This window comes from Plectonema cf. radiosum LEGE 06105 (assembly GCF_015207665.1).
Taxonomy (GTDB): domain Bacteria; phylum Cyanobacteriota; class Cyanobacteriia; order Cyanobacteriales; family Nostocaceae; genus Rivularia; species Rivularia radiosa_A.
In genome coordinates this window covers 40,205-56,017 of sequence record NZ_JADEWL010000029.1, presented here as the reverse complement: position 1 = coordinate 56,017, position 15,813 = coordinate 40,205, and the positions used below count along the sequence as shown (strand labels likewise).

General features: G+C 37.0%; 12 protein-coding genes. 5 read left to right on the top strand and 7 right to left on the bottom strand.

Going from position 1 to position 15,813, the window contains the following annotated elements; all coding sequences use genetic code 11:
* Window positions 1–16 precede the first annotated feature (16 nt).
* Complete coding sequence (gene malQ, locus IQ247_RS11615; RefSeq protein ID WP_193920067.1) at window positions 17–1,525, bottom strand: 4-alpha-glucanotransferase; 1,509 nt, start codon at window positions 1,523–1,525, stop codon at window positions 17–19.
* 189 nt (window positions 1,526–1,714) lie between these two features.
* Here malQ and IQ247_RS11610 point away from each other — a divergent pair, with 189 nt between their 5' ends.
* On the top strand, window positions 1,715–2,143 hold the full coding sequence (locus tag IQ247_RS11610) for an NUDIX domain-containing protein (protein WP_193920065.1): 429 nt from the start codon (window positions 1,715–1,717) through the stop codon (window positions 2,141–2,143).
* A gap of 154 nt (window positions 2,144–2,297) precedes the next feature.
* Window positions 2,298–3,515, top strand: coding sequence for a Rid family detoxifying hydrolase (locus IQ247_RS33385; protein WP_322745488.1), 1,218 nt, complete (start codon window positions 2,298–2,300; stop codon window positions 3,513–3,515).
* A gap of 176 nt (window positions 3,516–3,691) precedes the next feature.
* Here the strand turns inward: IQ247_RS33385 and iscB are convergent, their stop codons facing one another.
* Window positions 3,692–5,026, bottom strand: a complete 1,335-nt coding sequence (gene iscB, locus IQ247_RS11600) for an RNA-guided endonuclease IscB (protein ID WP_193920063.1) — start codon at window positions 5,024–5,026, stop codon at window positions 3,692–3,694.
* An 896-nt stretch (window positions 5,027–5,922) separates the two neighbouring features.
* Here iscB and IQ247_RS11595 point away from each other — a divergent pair.
* Window positions 5,923–6,327: an MEKHLA domain-containing protein gene (locus IQ247_RS11595; protein ID WP_228059660.1), complete on the top strand. Its 405-nt coding sequence runs from the start codon at window positions 5,923–5,925 to the stop codon at window positions 6,325–6,327.
* Window positions 6,328–6,395: 68 nt separating this feature from the next.
* Here the strand turns inward: IQ247_RS11595 and IQ247_RS11590 are convergent, their stop codons facing one another.
* The 3 genes from IQ247_RS11590 to queA all read right to left on the bottom strand — a co-directional run bounded on the left by IQ247_RS11590 (window position 6,396) and on the right by queA (window position 11,858).
* Window positions 6,396–8,420 (bottom strand): potassium channel family protein, encoded by a 2,025-nt coding sequence (locus tag IQ247_RS11590; protein ID WP_193920061.1) that lies wholly within the window; start codon window positions 8,418–8,420, stop codon window positions 6,396–6,398.
* 543 nt (window positions 8,421–8,963) lie between these two features.
* Window positions 8,964–10,070 (bottom strand): tetratricopeptide repeat protein, encoded by a 1,107-nt coding sequence (locus tag IQ247_RS11585; protein WP_193920059.1) that lies wholly within the window; start codon window positions 10,068–10,070, stop codon window positions 8,964–8,966.
* Window positions 10,071–10,667: 597 nt separating this feature from the next.
* Window positions 10,668–11,858, bottom strand: a complete 1,191-nt coding sequence (queA, locus tag IQ247_RS11580) for a tRNA preQ1(34) S-adenosylmethionine ribosyltransferase-isomerase QueA (protein ID WP_193920057.1) — start codon at window positions 11,856–11,858, stop codon at window positions 10,668–10,670.
* Between the two features lie 251 nt (window positions 11,859–12,109).
* Here queA and IQ247_RS11575 point away from each other — a divergent pair, with 251 nt between their 5' ends.
* A complete protein-coding gene (locus IQ247_RS11575) occupies window positions 12,110–12,499 on the top strand; it encodes a hypothetical protein (protein WP_193920055.1) in 390 nt (129 codons plus the stop codon).
* An 84-nt stretch (window positions 12,500–12,583) separates the two neighbouring features.
* Here the strand turns inward: IQ247_RS11575 and IQ247_RS11570 are convergent, their stop codons facing one another.
* Window positions 12,584–13,042 carry a YraN family protein gene (locus IQ247_RS11570; RefSeq protein ID WP_193920054.1) on the bottom strand — a complete coding sequence of 153 codons (459 nt, stop codon included), beginning with the start codon at window positions 13,040–13,042 and terminating at the stop codon, window positions 12,584–12,586.
* Between the two features lie 16 nt (window positions 13,043–13,058).
* On the opposite strand from IQ247_RS11570, the gene IQ247_RS11565 reads away from it, so the two are divergent.
* Window positions 13,059–13,565, top strand: a complete 507-nt coding sequence (locus tag IQ247_RS11565; RefSeq protein WP_193920053.1) for a pentapeptide repeat-containing protein — start codon at window positions 13,059–13,061, stop codon at window positions 13,563–13,565.
* 173 nt (window positions 13,566–13,738) lie between these two features.
* On the opposite strand, the gene dnaG is transcribed toward IQ247_RS11565, so the two are convergent.
* Window positions 13,739–15,700: a DNA primase gene (dnaG, locus tag IQ247_RS11560; RefSeq protein WP_193920052.1), complete on the bottom strand. Its 1,962-nt coding sequence runs from the start codon at window positions 15,698–15,700 to the stop codon at window positions 13,739–13,741.
* Between the last annotated feature and the right edge of the window lie 113 nt (window positions 15,701–15,813).

Sequence of the window (15,813 nt, the reverse complement as noted above, 5' to 3'; positions counted from 1 at the left end):
CCCCATCTCCTTGTCCTCAACTAATTGGCGATCGCCCAAAAAATTCGACAAAGTTTTTCATTCGTTGGGATAATTCGGAATTCATCGCTTCATGTCGATAACGCCATTCCCAGTTACCTTCTCCTTTACTAGGAATATTCATTCTGGCATTGGAACCTAATCCCAAAATATCTTGTAAAGGAAAAATCGCTACATTGGCAACAGAAGCCAAGGCTAAACGAATCATATCCCAATGTACACCGTCGGGACTTATAGAACCTAAATAGAAACATAAATTGCGTTTTTCATCGTCGGTCGCATTTTCGTACCAACCGACGGTAGTATCGTTATCGTGAGTACCAGTGTAAATCACACAATTATGATCTTCGATTTTAAAGGGTAAATAAGGATTGCTAGCATCTCCACCAAAAGCAAACTGTAAAACCTTCATACCGGGAAAATCAAATTTATCCCGCAATGCTTCTACATCTGGGGTGATAGTTCCCAAATCTTCCGCTAATACTGGTAAAGTACCAAGTTGCTTTTTAATAGTTTCAAACAACTTATCTCCAGGTGCTTTGATCCACTCACCGTTTACTGCTGTTTCTTCACCTAAAGGTACAGCCCAGTAAGCTTCAAATCCCCGGAAATGGTCGATACGAATAATATCAACATAATCGAGCATCGCTTCAAAACGCTGTACCCACCACTTGAATTTTTGCTTTTCTAATTGCTTCCAATCGTAAACTGGATTACCCCACAATTGACCAGTAGCGCTAAAGTAATCTGGTGGTACACCAGCCATCAACGCGGCTTCTCCAGTCTCCTTATCCAAACAAAAAATATCTGGATTTCCCCAAACATCGGCGCTATCGTGAGCGACATAAATCGGAATATCGCCGACAATCTGAACACCGCATTCGTTGGCGTATTTTCTCAATTCCGACCATTGATTATAAAATTCAAATTGAAGAAATTTGTGGTAAAAAACTCGGTCTTCTAATTCTTGCTTAGCTTTTTCTATGGCTTTAGGTTTACGCTTAGCGATTTGTTCATCCCAACTATTCCAGCTTGCGCCATCTGTACTATCTTTGAGCGCCATGAATAAAGTATAATCATCTAGCCAATAAGCTTTAGAATGGGAAAATTTTTCAAATGCTTGTTGCTGTTCTTTGGTGATATTCGCTTTAAAATTAGAACACGCTTTTTTCAATAAAGGTATTTTAGTTGATTCTACTTGCTCGTAATTTACATTATCCAACGGAAATTCAGGTAAGTTAGTGAAATCATCATCCGCAAGTAAATCGCGATCGCGCAATTTTTCCGGGCTAATCAACAGTGGATTACCCGCTAAAGCTGAATAGCACATATAAGGAGAATTACCAAAACCAGTTGGCCCTAAAGGTAAAATTTGCCAATACTGCTGATAACTATCTTTAAGAAAATCAATAAAACGGTAGGCTTCATCACCCAAATCCCCAATCCCAAAGCGACTGGGAAAACTAGTAGGATGAAGTAAAATACCGCTGCTTCTCGGAAAAGACATAAATAATCCTGACTATAGAAAAAGCTTATCCAATCGAATCTATCACAATGTTAGTTGTTAGTGGTTAGTGGTTAGTTGATAACTGATAGTTGTTGGTGGTTAAGAGTTAAGAGCATCAGAATGATTTCCGGAGGATATTAAGGAAGTCTAAATAAAATCTCAAATCTCAAATCTAAAATCCCAAATTTCATGAATTATCGCAATCCCGCTCCAACAGTAGATATCATCATAGAATTAATTGATAAACCACATCGACCAATAGTATTAATTGAACGTCATCATGAACCTCTCGGTTGGGCTATTCCTGGTGGTTTTGTTGATTATGGGGAAGCTGTGGAAACCGCAGCCAGAAGGGAAGCTTTGGAAGAAATTGGTTTATCCGTAGAGTTAATCGAACAGTTTCACGTATATTCCGATCCCAAACGGGATTCACGTAAGCATACGATAAGTATTGTATTTATTGCGATCGCAAAAGGTGAACCAAAAGCTGGGGATGATGCTAAAGATGCAGCGATTTTTGAATCTTGGCGGATTCCTGATAATTTATGTTTCGATCACGATCGCATTTTGCAAGATTATTGGCGATATCGGCATTATGGAATACGACCAAGGATTTAAAATTTTAGATTTTAGATTGATTATCTTTTTAGCCGGGAATTATCTTTCCCGGTAGAATGCTGGGCTTGTTCGCAAATTTTCGACATTTTATTTTTTAGTCACCTTTAATACAAAAAAAACGAGATTATACTGAGTAAATTGTATTTAAAGGTGCATGATGAACGCTGAAGAACTTTTAACAAAATATGCAGGTGGCGATCGGAAGTTTAAGAATATAAATTTGAGAGGATTGGATTTAAAAGGTGCTGATTTAAGCGGAATCGATTTACAAGGAGCAGATTTGGCTGGATGCAATTTAGATCAAGTGAACCTGAGTAAAGCAAACCTCAATTCTGCAAATTTAAGTAGAGCATCTCTATTGAAAGCCAACTTAAGTGGAATAAATGGTTGTCATGCGAATTTTACGTTAGCAGAACTTGCTGATGCTGATTTGAGTAAAGCCGAACTATGTAAGGCGGAATTTAAAAACGCTAATTTGGATAATGCTAATCTTACCAATACTCAATTAAATGATATCGAGTTCAATAAAACATCATTATTCAAAGCGAATCTTACAGGAGCGAAATTATTTAATTCAAGTTTTATTCAAGTAAACTTGGCTGAAACTGATTTAACTCAAGCAGATTTAAGCGATGCATTGCTTAAAAATACTAATCTTCAAAAATGCAAACTCAGGGGAGCAGATTTGAAACAATGCGATTTATCAGGGGCAAATTTAGCTGATGCTGATTTGGTAGGAGTATATTTAAAAGATGCAAACCTGACAAAAGCTTGCTTACAAAATGCAAACCTTCAAGGAGCCGATTTACAAAACGCTAACCTCACCAAAGCCAACTTAAATAACGCCAACCTAAGAAAAGCCGATTTAACTAATGCGAATATTTATGGGGCGACATTTGAAAATACAGACCTAACTGGTGCGATAATGCCAGATGGGGAAATATATCAAGAATCGGCAGCATCTTATTCTCAGGTAGAATCTATGACTCGTAAAGTTATTAAAACTGATAACGCACCCGCACCAGTGGGACCTTATAATCAAGCGATTATGGCATCGGGTGAAATGATTTTTGTTGCGGGACAAATTGCGATCGATCCGAGAGCGGGAAGTGTGGTTTACACTGACGATGTGACGAAGCAAACGGAACGAGTAATGGCTAATCTGGAAGCTATTTTAACGGAAGCTGGTGCGACATTTGAAAATGTTGTCAAAACCACTGTATTTTTAAAAAATATGGGTGATTTTGCGGCGGTAAATGCAGTTTACGCAAAATACTTTGATGAAGCATCCGCTCCCGCTCGCGCTTGTGTTGAAGTTTCTCGTTTACCAAAGGATGTTTTGGTTGAAATTGAATGTATCGCAATGCTTTAAAGTTTAATTTAGTTTATAGCAGTGGACATCTCGGTTAGCTAGCCCGTCAGAAGCCCCACAACTGAATCCGGTACTCCGGATCAGTGTGGGATGAAGACGGGGCGGTGACGAAACCATCTCCGACCAAAGTTGACTGCAACTCAACCAGGAAGTGAGATGGTTGAGGAATCGCCAAACTATGCGCGGACACATAGACCACTTCTCTTTCTAATGGGATGGACTTTGTTGACATTAACAACCTTGTTTGCAACACCAGGATAGTTGGCTAACTTGACTCCAGTTCCTAAGTTTTGCATTCCAACAACTCGATAAACACTGTTTTCAAACATCACGTAATCGTTGGGGTTGTAACGATAACGTTGCCTCTTAATGCGTCGTTGTCCGCGAGAAACTTTTAACCCACGATAAACTCTCAGGTTTTCTCCGTTTAAGTTTTTATTGCGGGTACGTCTACCAGAATTCAAGATAGAACCACTGACTTTTTCTCCTGTACGTTTATCGATGTATTTGGCATCATAAAACTGTTCCATCGACCTTTTGTGACGACGAATTTGCTCAATCATTAAAGGTTCTATAATGCGCTGAGTCTCACCTCCAGCAATAATGAAAGCATCATTGTGGTGAGTTTTTTCGAGCTTCAATACTAACCGCTTCAAGTCCGTTTCATAGCCAAAAGCTTGTTCTGCACCCAGTTCTTCTAATATTCGTTTGTATATAGTAGACATGAAAGTTTCTGCTTTGAATGACTTAACTTTTGGTTGCCATCCGTGCAAAATCTTTCCTTTTTTGTGATTGGGTGAACTATGGCACTTATCACAAAGAGTAATCAAGTTACTGGGTCGATTGCTTCTATCTGGCGGATTTTGCCAGTACCCGATGTGGTGAACTTGAAGAACTTTATCAGCACTCTTATTTTTACAATCAGGATTTTGACACTTGTACCCGTCCCTATGACGAATATAGTTTGTTAAGTTTCTGTATCCTAGCTGTTCTCCTTGCTGGTATTCTTCACCTTGAATGTCTGGGTTTTTAATTTTCTGAATGTCAAATTTAGCTGTCTCCACCGTTATTTTGGTAATGGGTAGCCTAGATTTAACACGCTCTACGAACCGCAAATGAGCATCTAGCTTGTGCTGAATTGATCGAGCTAACCAGCCTTTTTTACATTTGCGATTATCAAACCGTTTTGCACGATGACGCAATCTATTGCGGCGAGTTCTGCGGTATTTCTGCTTTTCAGTGATGCGCTCTGACACCCCATCTAAAAGTTCTATTTCTCCACCCATCAATTCTTCTTTCTCATTGACGGCGCTAAACCCAACGTGTTTATATCCAGCGTCAATCCCTAACGAGATAGGTTGCTTGTAACCACTGCTGCCATAAATCAACTGAATCGTAAACGGATCTCTTCCTACAATTTTGGCTTTGCCAGATTGTAAAAGAATTCGCGCTTTTCTTGGGGTTGTGGGCATTAACGGTTGTCCGTGTTTGTTGATAACTAATGCTTTCATTTTTTTTGTTTGAACTAATAATGAGTTCGACCCTTGCAGGTGGTTTCCTTTGCCAATGTTTTTCCAAGGTTTCACGCTAGTAACACTTTCCCTCTACCAGTAGAAATGTTTAATCACTAACCGCAGTGTCACGGGACTAGGAAACGGGTTGCTAGCCCTATGTCCCGGAGTGCCTATACATTCTTGGGAAACGTAGTAACCCTTGCATATCGGGCTACTCAAGCTAATGACGCGCTTCTTCTTCAGAAGCCCACACCTACCCCGAAGGGGAGGTGTGTGGAGTCGTCACGACTTACTATTTGTCATAAAGGCAACAGGGAATAGGGTTGGGGGGAACATATACAGCATATTTCATCTTTATAAGGCAAATTCGGACAGGCAGGGATGCCCATCCGACAAGAGCTTCATAGCATAAAAGTGTACCTCATTTATCTGCAAAATGCTGTAAATGTCCGAATAAAAACGCCTACAGCTATTATTGAAATAACTATTGTTTTTACGGCAACAAAATAAGGATAATTTTCCGAAATAAATCTATTTAAAATTGATTCTATAAACAAGTAGATTTGGCGAATACATTTTAAGGTGGGTGTTACTCACCTTTTTTTCGTAAATTCGATTAATTCTTGAACTTAAATCTGAGAAGATGTTTTGAAAGATAAAGTATGAAATTAGACATTTTAAAACATCCTCTGAAACTATTACCAAATATACTTAGTTAAATAGCCATCTTGAAAAGAAAAGTGGTGTGATTTGTCAGGTTTTTAGGATAAATATTTGTAAAATAAGATAAATCTGATCAAAACCCGATTTCTGTGATTGTCATCCTAGTCTCTACATAATTTACAGCTATGATTATTTGATTAATGTGAAACTTAAACACAAACATGATTGAAATGACTACTAATAATATTCAACCTTGGCAACAAAATACAATAGTACATCATAGTCAAATTTTGATGTTGAGTTTCGAGCGTTGGACTGGACATACTTTGTTAAATTGTACAGGTTCTATTGAAGAAGTAACAAAAGCATTATTTGAAGCTGATTTTGCTTTGGTATCTCATGGTATAGAAGCAGATCCAATTTTTAACTACGGTAATCGCAAAGCGTTACAACTATGGGAACTTTTTTGGGAAGATTTTACCTCAATGCCTTCACGTCAATCCGCACAGGAAGTAGTTCAAAAAGAGCGCGATCGCCTTTTAGCTGAAACTACTATTAAAGGTTTTACTCGTTATTCGGGGATTCGTATTTCCAGTAGCGGTAAGCGTTTTCACATAGAAAAAGGTATGATATGAAACCTTTTGGACACAGAAAATCAATATTTTGGTCAAGCTGCGATGTTTTCTAATTATAAATTCCTCGATTAATTTTCAACTAAAGTCGCATCAACACCATACTTTTTCAGCCTTCTTAATAACAATTGTCCTTGATGTTTATATATGGGATAGTCAAGGGTAGCGGGTAAATTATTCATTAAATTTCGCGCCATTTTTTTGTTACAGCCACAAACAAAAGCGATAATCGCAGCCGCTTTGAGTATGACATCTTGGGATGGTGCTTCTTTGACAATTAATTTACAATTGGGAAGTTGGCGATCGCCATTTTCAATTTTTTGTAAACTATCAAAATTTCCCAGAATAACAATTCTATCGCCAGCTTCTAAAGGCGATTTATCCCAGTAACTAGGCATGATTTTAGGATGGGATTGTTTATATGTTTGGTAGAGAATAGGTACGACTTCATAACCATAAGCAATTTCAAACAAGAAATATCCATTTAAGGTATCTCCTTGTTTAATCGTGTATTCTGCAACTAAAATAGTTTGCTCGTTCATCCGCAACATATTACGAATGTGTTTACCAAAAGCATTACTTACAAATATTTCGGCTGAAAGTTCATAATCATTAATTACTTTTGCGTAAGGTAAATATTCCTTAATTTCGTTGGTTTTATGATAGTCAAAAGTGCGAATAATTAAGGTACAGTTAGGATTTACTTGATAAGCTTTTAAACTAATATTGATATTGTCATCTTCATTATCGGTGACAACAACAACGCTTTTAGCATTGGCAAGATTTACTTTTTGTAAATTATCAAGAAAATTACCAATTAATAATTGCATTTGTGATAAAACATGACCTTTTACCTTTTTATCATTCATTGCAAATACTGGTTGCTGCCATTTTTGTAGAAAATCTGCAATTTTCTCTCCCAGTTGACTTAAACCAATTACCACAATATGGTTACGTTTAGGATAAATAAATAACTGCTGAAATTTTTCGTTTAATACCCATTGAGTTAACCAAGCTTGTAATACACCCATCAATAGGATACCGCTGAGCATATAGAAAAAATTTATCAATCTTTCTAATATCTCTGGTTGTAAGATTGTTTGTTTATCGTCTCTCAAATAAACAGCATCATATCCCCCCAAAAGCATCACAGCAGAGGTATATAAAGCTTTGAATGGATGGTATTCTAAAGTAATAGTTAGAATTACAACACCAATAATTAATAAAATCAACCAAGTTAAGAATACGATGCGGATAATTGGTTGATTGATTTGCTGTTTAATCCATTCTTGTAAAGCCAGAGCTTTTTGCCCGCCTTTTTTTCTAGATAAAAAATCAATGATTTTATGCTTCAAACTACTATCTTTTTCTGAGGGTAAAGAAGAAGATTCACCATATAAATTAACTAACTTATTATTAACTTCTATATAAATAACTTCATCATTGGGATGCAAGATTAAATTAGGTTTCCATTTGTGAAATAAAGTGGGAAGCTGTTTTCTCGCGGGAATATGACTGAGTATTCGACAATCTTTAGTATTAATTTGATGTAATTGACGACTCCGCCATTTATGATAGGGATGAATTTTAACTTTAAATATCCCCACCCATTCATCTTCCAATTGAAAAAAACCGCGATTTTCATCTCCTAAAGCACGAGTTGCAATTACTTGTGCTGGTAATTCTGTTGCATCACAAACTATTAAATTATTTATATTTAGCTCGTTTTTATCATGTAAATTCTTTTGGGATGAGCGTACAATTATACGAGCTTGAAGATTAAGTTTACTTATCTCATGGGCTACTTTTATATTTACTAATTCATCATCTGTAACTATCAATATCGCTCGACATTCTTTGATATTAGCTTGTTGTAAAATATCTAATTCTTGAATATCGCCAACTAAATAATTATTTTTAATAGAATTTGCTATCCCATCAACTTCCCATTTAATCCTTTCTTGTTTATCAATTGCAATTACAGATACACCAAAATTTTTGAGTAGCTTGACACAATGTTGACCTAAACTACCCAAACCACAAACTATAAAATGTGAAGATTGAGCAAATTGATTCTGTTGTTCAGATAGCGACATTTAGGAAACCTATATGATTTTTGGCTTCGAGTAATTAATAGTGATACGTGTATTTCGATTTACAATCGAACAATAATTTGATGAAATTGGATAAATGCAATAACTAACTCAAATAAAAAATATATTTTTTGTGATGATTAATTGTTACAAATACAACAATTAACTTTAAATATAGGAAGTATGCCAAAAATATTATATACAAGTATTTTTTGATAATTTGATGTTTGAACTACGCTAATAATAAAAACATTTAATAATTAAATTAATTCACCATAATTTAAATAATATTCATTTAAATGAGATTTAATCTCATATTAAAAAACCATCGCAATGGTCATATAGGACATCATATTTTGCTGTTGAGGGAATAGGGGGAATCTCCTAATGGCTACAGCTATATATGTAGTCGAAATATCATAAATAAAAAAACCCGGTCTTTTTCAAAAAAACATCCGGGTTTTTAAAATTGTTATATACCTGATAGAATTACGAAAATTATGGTTTAATTATCCTGAATAATTATCCAATATTCAAACTGGAAACTTACTGAAATCCAAAATCTTCTTCTGTTGTTATTGGTATTTCCGTTTCAGAAGGTGATTCTCCAGAAAATTCAATTTCACGATTTTCTGAAGTTTCTGAAGGCTGTTCCCCTTGATCATTACCAGGAATAACAACAGACGACTCAGAAGCATCTTCAACTGCTGTTGCTGGTTGCTGTTGATTTTGAGATGAAACAATTTCTTGCATCAACTGCTCAATGACTTCTGTTTGTTCAATGTTACCTTGTTTGCGATATTCTTTATGAGCGCGTTTAAGAACTTGTTGAGCTTTCTTCAATTCTCCTTGCTTGTAAAAAGCTACTCCCAAATTGTAATATGCAGAAGGATTATTTGGAATGCGACGAATCGCTTGAATATAAGTCTCAATCGCTTCGGGAGTTTGACCTCTAAGCGCTAATAAACCACCTAAATTATTATAGGCTGCAATATTCTGGGGATTTAACAGTAACACTTCTCGGTAAGCAGAAATCGCTTTAGCTGTATCTCCTTGTTGCTGCAAAGCTATTCCTAAATTAAAGTAAGCATTGGCATTATTCCTGTCAAGATGGATTGATTGCTCGTAAGCCGCGATCGCCTCTTCTTTTTGTCCTTGTTGATACAATACCAATCCCAGATTATATTGAGCATTAGCCATTGTCGGCTCAACTATTAATGCTTGACGGTAAGCGGTAATTGCAGCTTCATTTTGTTCTTGTTTATGCAACGCTAAACCCAAATTATAATAAGCTTCTGCTAAGTCGGGATTAAGACGAATTGCTTCTCCATACTCTTGTACCGCTGCATCCAAACGATTTTGCCGATAAAAAATATTACCTAAATAATTCCGTGCTGCACCAAGATTAGAATCGCGATTTAAAGCAGCCCGTAAAGCTGATTCAGCCCCTTGTAAATCGCCCCTATTATAACGCATAACTCCCTGCTGAAACAAGCCAGCAGCTTCTAAATCTTGAGTGAGAGCGGTTTGTGCTAAAAGCTTATTTCCCGGTAAATCCGCGATCGCAATTCCCACGAAGGTAGCACAGGAGCAAAATAGTAAAGGAACAGCAGCGCGAATAATACGCTGAATATTTGCAAATTTTTGAGACATTTTAGGCTTTCCCTGCACTTATTACTAGATGCTGTTTAAGTTAGAATGCCCATGATGGAGAGTAAAATTGAAGTTCTTTGAATAATTTTTGAGTAGTTGACACTCCCCACGTCTAAAGCCGGGGGATTCTTGAAGACTCCATAAACGAAGTTTCAATGGTGCTGGCAAAAACACCCTAGACGCTCAAAACAACTACCAGCACATTCTTGTATTGCAATTGCGCTTACTTTTTATTTTTTTTACGCTTTCCGAGTCCATCACAACGCCAATTAGGTACGCTCAACATCCTGCCATTATTTGCCCTTTAACTATTCCAAATCAAGTTGGATATGTCCGTTGCCGGGATTGCTCCGTACTAGGATGTTTCAACACGTAGATGGTTATTCTTACTTGCTTTTTCTGACTACGATTATATCACTGTGGCTAAACCCACACAATCGTTTTGAGGGATTTTTAAATCCCTACCGACTTATCCCCATGTCTGAAGCCAGGGGCTTGCGTCTCGTTCTTTGGTCAAAGGTCAAAGGTCAAAGGTCAAAGGTCAAAGGTTAACTATCAACTAACAACTAACAACTATCAACCATCAACTGTCAACTGTCAACTGTCAACTGCTTCAGGTAATATCAACATGGCATCACCGAAGGAATAAAAACGATATTGAGCTTTTATTGCTTCTTGATATACACTCAATAATCGTTTTCTCCCAATTAAAGCGCTTACCAACATTAATAAACTCGAACGTGGTAAATGAAAATTGGTAATCAAACCTTGCACTACTCGCCATTTATAACCAGGATATATAAATAAATTGGTTTCACCACAAAATGGCTGTAATTCCCCTTGTTTTGCTGCTGCTTCCAATGCACGTACTACCGTTGTTCCAACTGCAATAATTCTTCCACCTTTGGCTTTAGTAGCACGGATTTGCTCTACTGTTTCGACTGGTACTTCAATCCATTCTTTATGCATTTCGTGAGTGGTGACATCTTCTACTTCCACGGGACGAAATGTACCTACTCCCACGTGTAAGGTGACGAAAGCTCGATTAATTCCGCTTTGTTGCAATGTTTCTAATAATTCTGGAGTAAAATGCAATCCCGCTGTGGGTGCTGCAACTGCTCCAGGATGTTCTGCGTAAACTGTTTGATACTGTTGGCTTGCGGCATTACTCGCCGTAATATAAGGCGGTAAGGGTATTTCTCCAAATATATCTAATAGCTGCAATAAAGATGTTTGGGGAGGTAAATCAAATTCTAGCAATCTTCCTCCTGTGGCTTCGTCTGTCTGCAAAACTTTCGCAACTAATTTTTGACAAGCTTCTGAATTATCTTTCCTCGACTCAAAAATAATCTCGCTACCTTGTTTGAATCGCTTTCCCGGTTTAACTAATGCTAACCAACAATTGTGCTGCAATTCCTCCAACAGCAACACTTCTATTTCTGCTCCCGTAGATTTACGTCCGTATAGCCTCGCTGGTATGACCTTGGTATCATTCATTACTAGTAAATCCTGGGGACGAAGAATTACTGGTAAATCGCGAAAAATGCGATTTTGAGGTAATTTTTGTATCCCAGTATTAAGTGAATCTACGACCAATAAGCGGGAACTATCTCTGGGAACAACGGGGTTTTGAGCAATTAATTGGGGAGGTAAATCATAGTCGTATCCATCTAAGGAACGGTCTAAATTAACGTCTGTAGTAATTTGACTTGAAGGGTAAATAGCTTGAGATAAGTAGGTTTCCGACTCAGAAGAATTGGGTTTTCCCGTAAAAGGTGGTTGCTGCATTGATATTTATAGTTTTTTAAGATTAAAAATCTAAATTATAGTTTATAAAAGAAATCTACATTATTAACCCTAAGTGATATTAAGCATATGAGGAATTAGAGTATATTTAAGTAATACGGAAAATAGAAGATAAAAATTGGGTAAACCTCCCCATCTAAAAACGGGGGCTTTTACCCTACCGGAGTTGGGGGTCTATATATCAATAATAGAAATGTAGAGATGTAAAGTTGGCTTTGATCCCAAGCACTAAGATGGAATATTTGTATTACCTGGCAAATGCCAGTTTAACTTTAAGGGTAGTTCAATATTTGCACGCTAGACCCCGGATACCCGTTTCCTTCATCACCGTAATTCATCAGATAGATGGTTGGGTGGTTAGAGTCAAACTTGATTATCAGATTTCTCCTGATTTAGATGGTGATATCCGGTCTTTTTTGAACGAGTTAGGAATTCGTTACGAACCTCCAATGCGAGTACAAATGGCGCTTTGGAGTTTGGAAGCACAACAAAATCCGGTTGAAGTCATGCGTCGTTATCAAGTCGCTATTGTTTCTCACGGTAGCCCCGACAAAGAAGAAATTGAAGCATTCCGACAACAATTTGTCAGAGGATTGGGCTACTGTCCGGAAACCCTAGCATGAGAATTGTTGCTGTATGCAACTCTTATCGCTAGGTGGTTATTAATTGATAATCGGTAATTTATCTATTTGTATTTATCACGAATATTACTCATTGTCAATTGAATACTCAAATGCTGCGGCAATGTATTCTTCTAAGGTTAAATAATATCCCGATACCGATAAACTGGCTAAAGAATTTGTTCTAGTTATTTTTCTCTGACAGCAAACAATAGCCACATCAAATTGACAAAGATAGTCTGCTTTTTCAGGAAACTTTGCCAGAAACATTGCAGCAGTGCGGCAAAGTTTAACTTGTTTTTTTCGTGCGATCGCCATTCTTCCTTGAGCATCCCAACTACCCGGAGAACGGGTTTTGACTTCGACGAATGCTAAGGTAAGGGTACCCAAATTATCTTCGCTTTCGGCAATAATATCAATTTCTCCCCAACGACAGTGCCAGCGACGATGTAGAATTATCCAACCCGTAGATTTGAGCCATTGGGTTACAAAGTCTTCACCTAAAGCTCCAATATCGGGATAATGAGAGGAAGAATGGTTCGTCATGAGCAGCTAAATTATCATGATTTTTACTAAAAGCAACTGGATTAAGGTAAGTATATTTAGTTTATTGTTTTGGGGAATAGTTTGTATTTTGCCGTCACATCTAACTTCTCAGGCTTTTGCATTGGATTACGACAAAGAAATTTTAATCGAAGCTGATTTCTCCAATCGCGATTTAACGGATTCTAGTTTTACCAAAGCGAATCTTCGGGATAGCAACTTTAGTAATTCTAATTTGCAGGGTGTGAGATTTTTTGCGACTAATTTGGAGTCAGCAAATTTAAGCAATACCAACCTCAGATATGCGACTTTAGATTCAGCACGTTTAGTTAAAGCAGATTTGAGAAATGCAGTGTTAGAAGGTGCATTTGCATCCAACGCGAGATTCGACGGTGCGATTATCGATGGTGCTGATTTTACCGATGTGCTATTACGTAACGACGAGCAAGACAAATTGTGTCAATTAGCCAAAGGTACTAATCCTACCACAGGGCGCAATACTCGCGATACTTTATATTGTTCGTAATTAAGTATATGGAATCATCAGGGAATAGGGAATAATAACTAATTATCCTCAGATGATATATAAAAACCCGACTTTTCAAAACCAATATCAGAAGTCGGGTTTTTAGATTACTTATTTGTAACAGCAGACAATACTTATAAAAACCCGACTTCTCAAAACGGACATCAATTAGATTAAGATTCTCCGATAGAAAAACATCGCTGTTGATCTAATTCTTTCAAACGTTTTTTTTCAGCCATAAAAGCTTGATAATAAGATTGATATTGTTGCGGTTCGGTTTCTGGATTGGTTTGCTCCCAAAGTTCGTAAAAGTGACGGAAGCGTTTTTCTCGCAATCCTTTTTCCATGCTCAGAGTTGCTCTTAAAATTTGCAGAGGAGTGCGAATTATTTGCTGTTGGGCTGTTTCATTTAAGTGGAATAAATGAGACACTAATTCCATTTCTTCGGGGAATTCTGAATATCTATCTTGCAAAGTTGAGATTAATTCTTTTGAATAATTTGGATTAGAAATATCTCCTGATTGAATTTCGACAATTTGTTGCCATAAAAATCGGTGATGAGACAAGCTAAATTGTAAATCTCTGGCTTCTAAACTTTCAATAATCGTTTTCCGGTATTCTGGAGAATGTAAATAAATTAGTAATAATAAACCTTCCGCTTCTTCTAAAAGACTGTATTCTTTAGGAATTGGTTTGAGAGCATTCCCAGAATTATCTTTAAGTTCACGGTTTGAAGATGGAGGTGTATAACTTTTATTTTTATAACTTCCTCCTCCTTGTTTATGATGAGGAGAAATTTGAGTTAATAAATTTTCTATTCGTAATGGAGTAAGTCTGGTGTCTCCCAAACTGAGTATTTCCGCACAACGAGAAACATAATAATCTCGCGTATCAGTATTATCTATATTCTTTAATAATTTAACCATTTGCTGACAGACTTTTTGAAAATCTGTAGCTTGTTTTAAATCGCAATTTGTAGTAATTTGTTCAATCTGCCAATCTAACCATAAAGGTGCATTTACTAACAGTTGTTGATAATCTTCTGAAGTATGACTAAACAAATATTCATCAGCATCTTTCCCATCAGGAATATTGAGAATTTTGAGTTGAACTTCACCCTTATAAGCTAAATCCGCAACTTCACCGATTGCTCTTTCTGCTGCAAGAGTTCCAGCTTTATCCGCATCAAAATTGAGAATTAACTGTTTAGAATCGCTGTAACGCATGGCTAAACGTACTTGTTCAATACTTAAAGCCGTACCCAAAGAAGCAACAACATTATTAATTCCAACTGCATGAAGAGCGATAACATCAAAATAACCTTCCACCACCACAGCTTGGTCAAATTGGGAAATACCAGATTTCGCTTTATCTAATCCGAATAAAGTTCTACCTTTATGAAAAACTTCGGTTTCGGGTGAATTTAAATATTTGGGTTGTTCATCACCTAAAGTTCTACCACCAAAAGCAATTACTTTCCCGGTAATATCATGAATAGGAATCATCAAACGGTTGCGAAAAGCATCATAATAACCTCTACCTTCTGCACGAGATTTAATTAATCCTGCTTTATCTAATAACTGTACCGGATACCGCTTATCTTCAACTAAATAGCGATACAAAATATCCCAACCAACCGGAGCATAACCTAACTCAAACTTTTTAATAGTTTCATCTGTTAACTTGCGCTGTTGTTGAAGATATTCTAAAGCAACTTCCCCACTTGGTTGCCATAAAGCGTGTTGATAAAAACGCGAAGCCACCTCAAGAACTTCGTATATTTGTTTACGCTCCGATATTTGACGCTGTAATTCTTGTCGTTGTTCGGGTTCTAAAGTTTGTACAGGTACTTGATAGCGTCGTGCTAAATCTAAGACAACTTCAGCAAAAGAGCGTTTATCCAACTCCATCATGAATTTGATTACATTCCCTCCAGCTTGACAGCCAAAACAGAAATACATCTGTTTGCTAGGACTAACACTGAAACTGGGAGTTTTTTCATTGTGGAAAGGACACAATCCTAAAAAATCCTTACCACGCTTGCGTAAAACAACTCGTTCTGATATGACATCAACAATGTCAGCCCGTTGTTTGACTTCTTCAATAGTATCTTGGTGCAAGCGGGGGATTTGCATAATTTGATGGTTGTTAGTTGATGGTTGTTAGTTGTTGGTTGTTAGTTGATGGTGGTTGGTTGATGGTTGATAGTTGCCTTTTGCCTCTTGCCTCTTGCCTTTAACCTTTAACC

Bases quoted from the DNA above. Each gene is read 5' to 3' on its own strand.
- malQ (WP_193920067.1), bottom strand. From the start codon at position 1,525: ATGTCTTTTCCGAGAAGCAGCGGTATTTTACTTCATCCTACTAGTTTT.
- IQ247_RS11610 (WP_193920065.1), top strand. From the start codon at position 1,715: ATGAATTATCGCAATCCCGCTCCAACAGTAGATATCATCATAGAATTA.
- IQ247_RS33385 (WP_322745488.1), top strand. From the start codon at position 2,298: ATGATGAACGCTGAAGAACTTTTAACAAAATATGCAGGTGGCGATCGG.
- iscB (WP_193920063.1), bottom strand. From the start codon at position 5,026: ATGAAAGCATTAGTTATCAACAAACACGGACAACCGTTAATGCCCACA.
- IQ247_RS11595 (WP_228059660.1), top strand. From the start codon at position 5,923: ATGACTACTAATAATATTCAACCTTGGCAACAAAATACAATAGTACAT.
- IQ247_RS11590 (WP_193920061.1), bottom strand. From the start codon at position 8,420: ATGTCGCTATCTGAACAACAGAATCAATTTGCTCAATCTTCACATTTT.
- IQ247_RS11585 (WP_193920059.1), bottom strand. From the start codon at position 10,070: ATGTCTCAAAAATTTGCAAATATTCAGCGTATTATTCGCGCTGCTGTT.
- queA (WP_193920057.1), bottom strand. From the start codon at position 11,858: ATGCAGCAACCACCTTTTACGGGAAAACCCAATTCTTCTGAGTCGGAA.
- IQ247_RS11575 (WP_193920055.1), top strand. From the start codon at position 12,110: ATGGAATATTTGTATTACCTGGCAAATGCCAGTTTAACTTTAAGGGTA.
- IQ247_RS11570 (WP_193920054.1), bottom strand. From the start codon at position 13,042: ATGACGAACCATTCTTCCTCTCATTATCCCGATATTGGAGCTTTAGGT.
- IQ247_RS11565 (WP_193920053.1), top strand. From the start codon at position 13,059: ATGATTTTTACTAAAAGCAACTGGATTAAGGTAAGTATATTTAGTTTA.
- dnaG (WP_193920052.1), bottom strand. From the start codon at position 15,700: ATGCAAATCCCCCGCTTGCACCAAGATACTATTGAAGAAGTCAAACAA.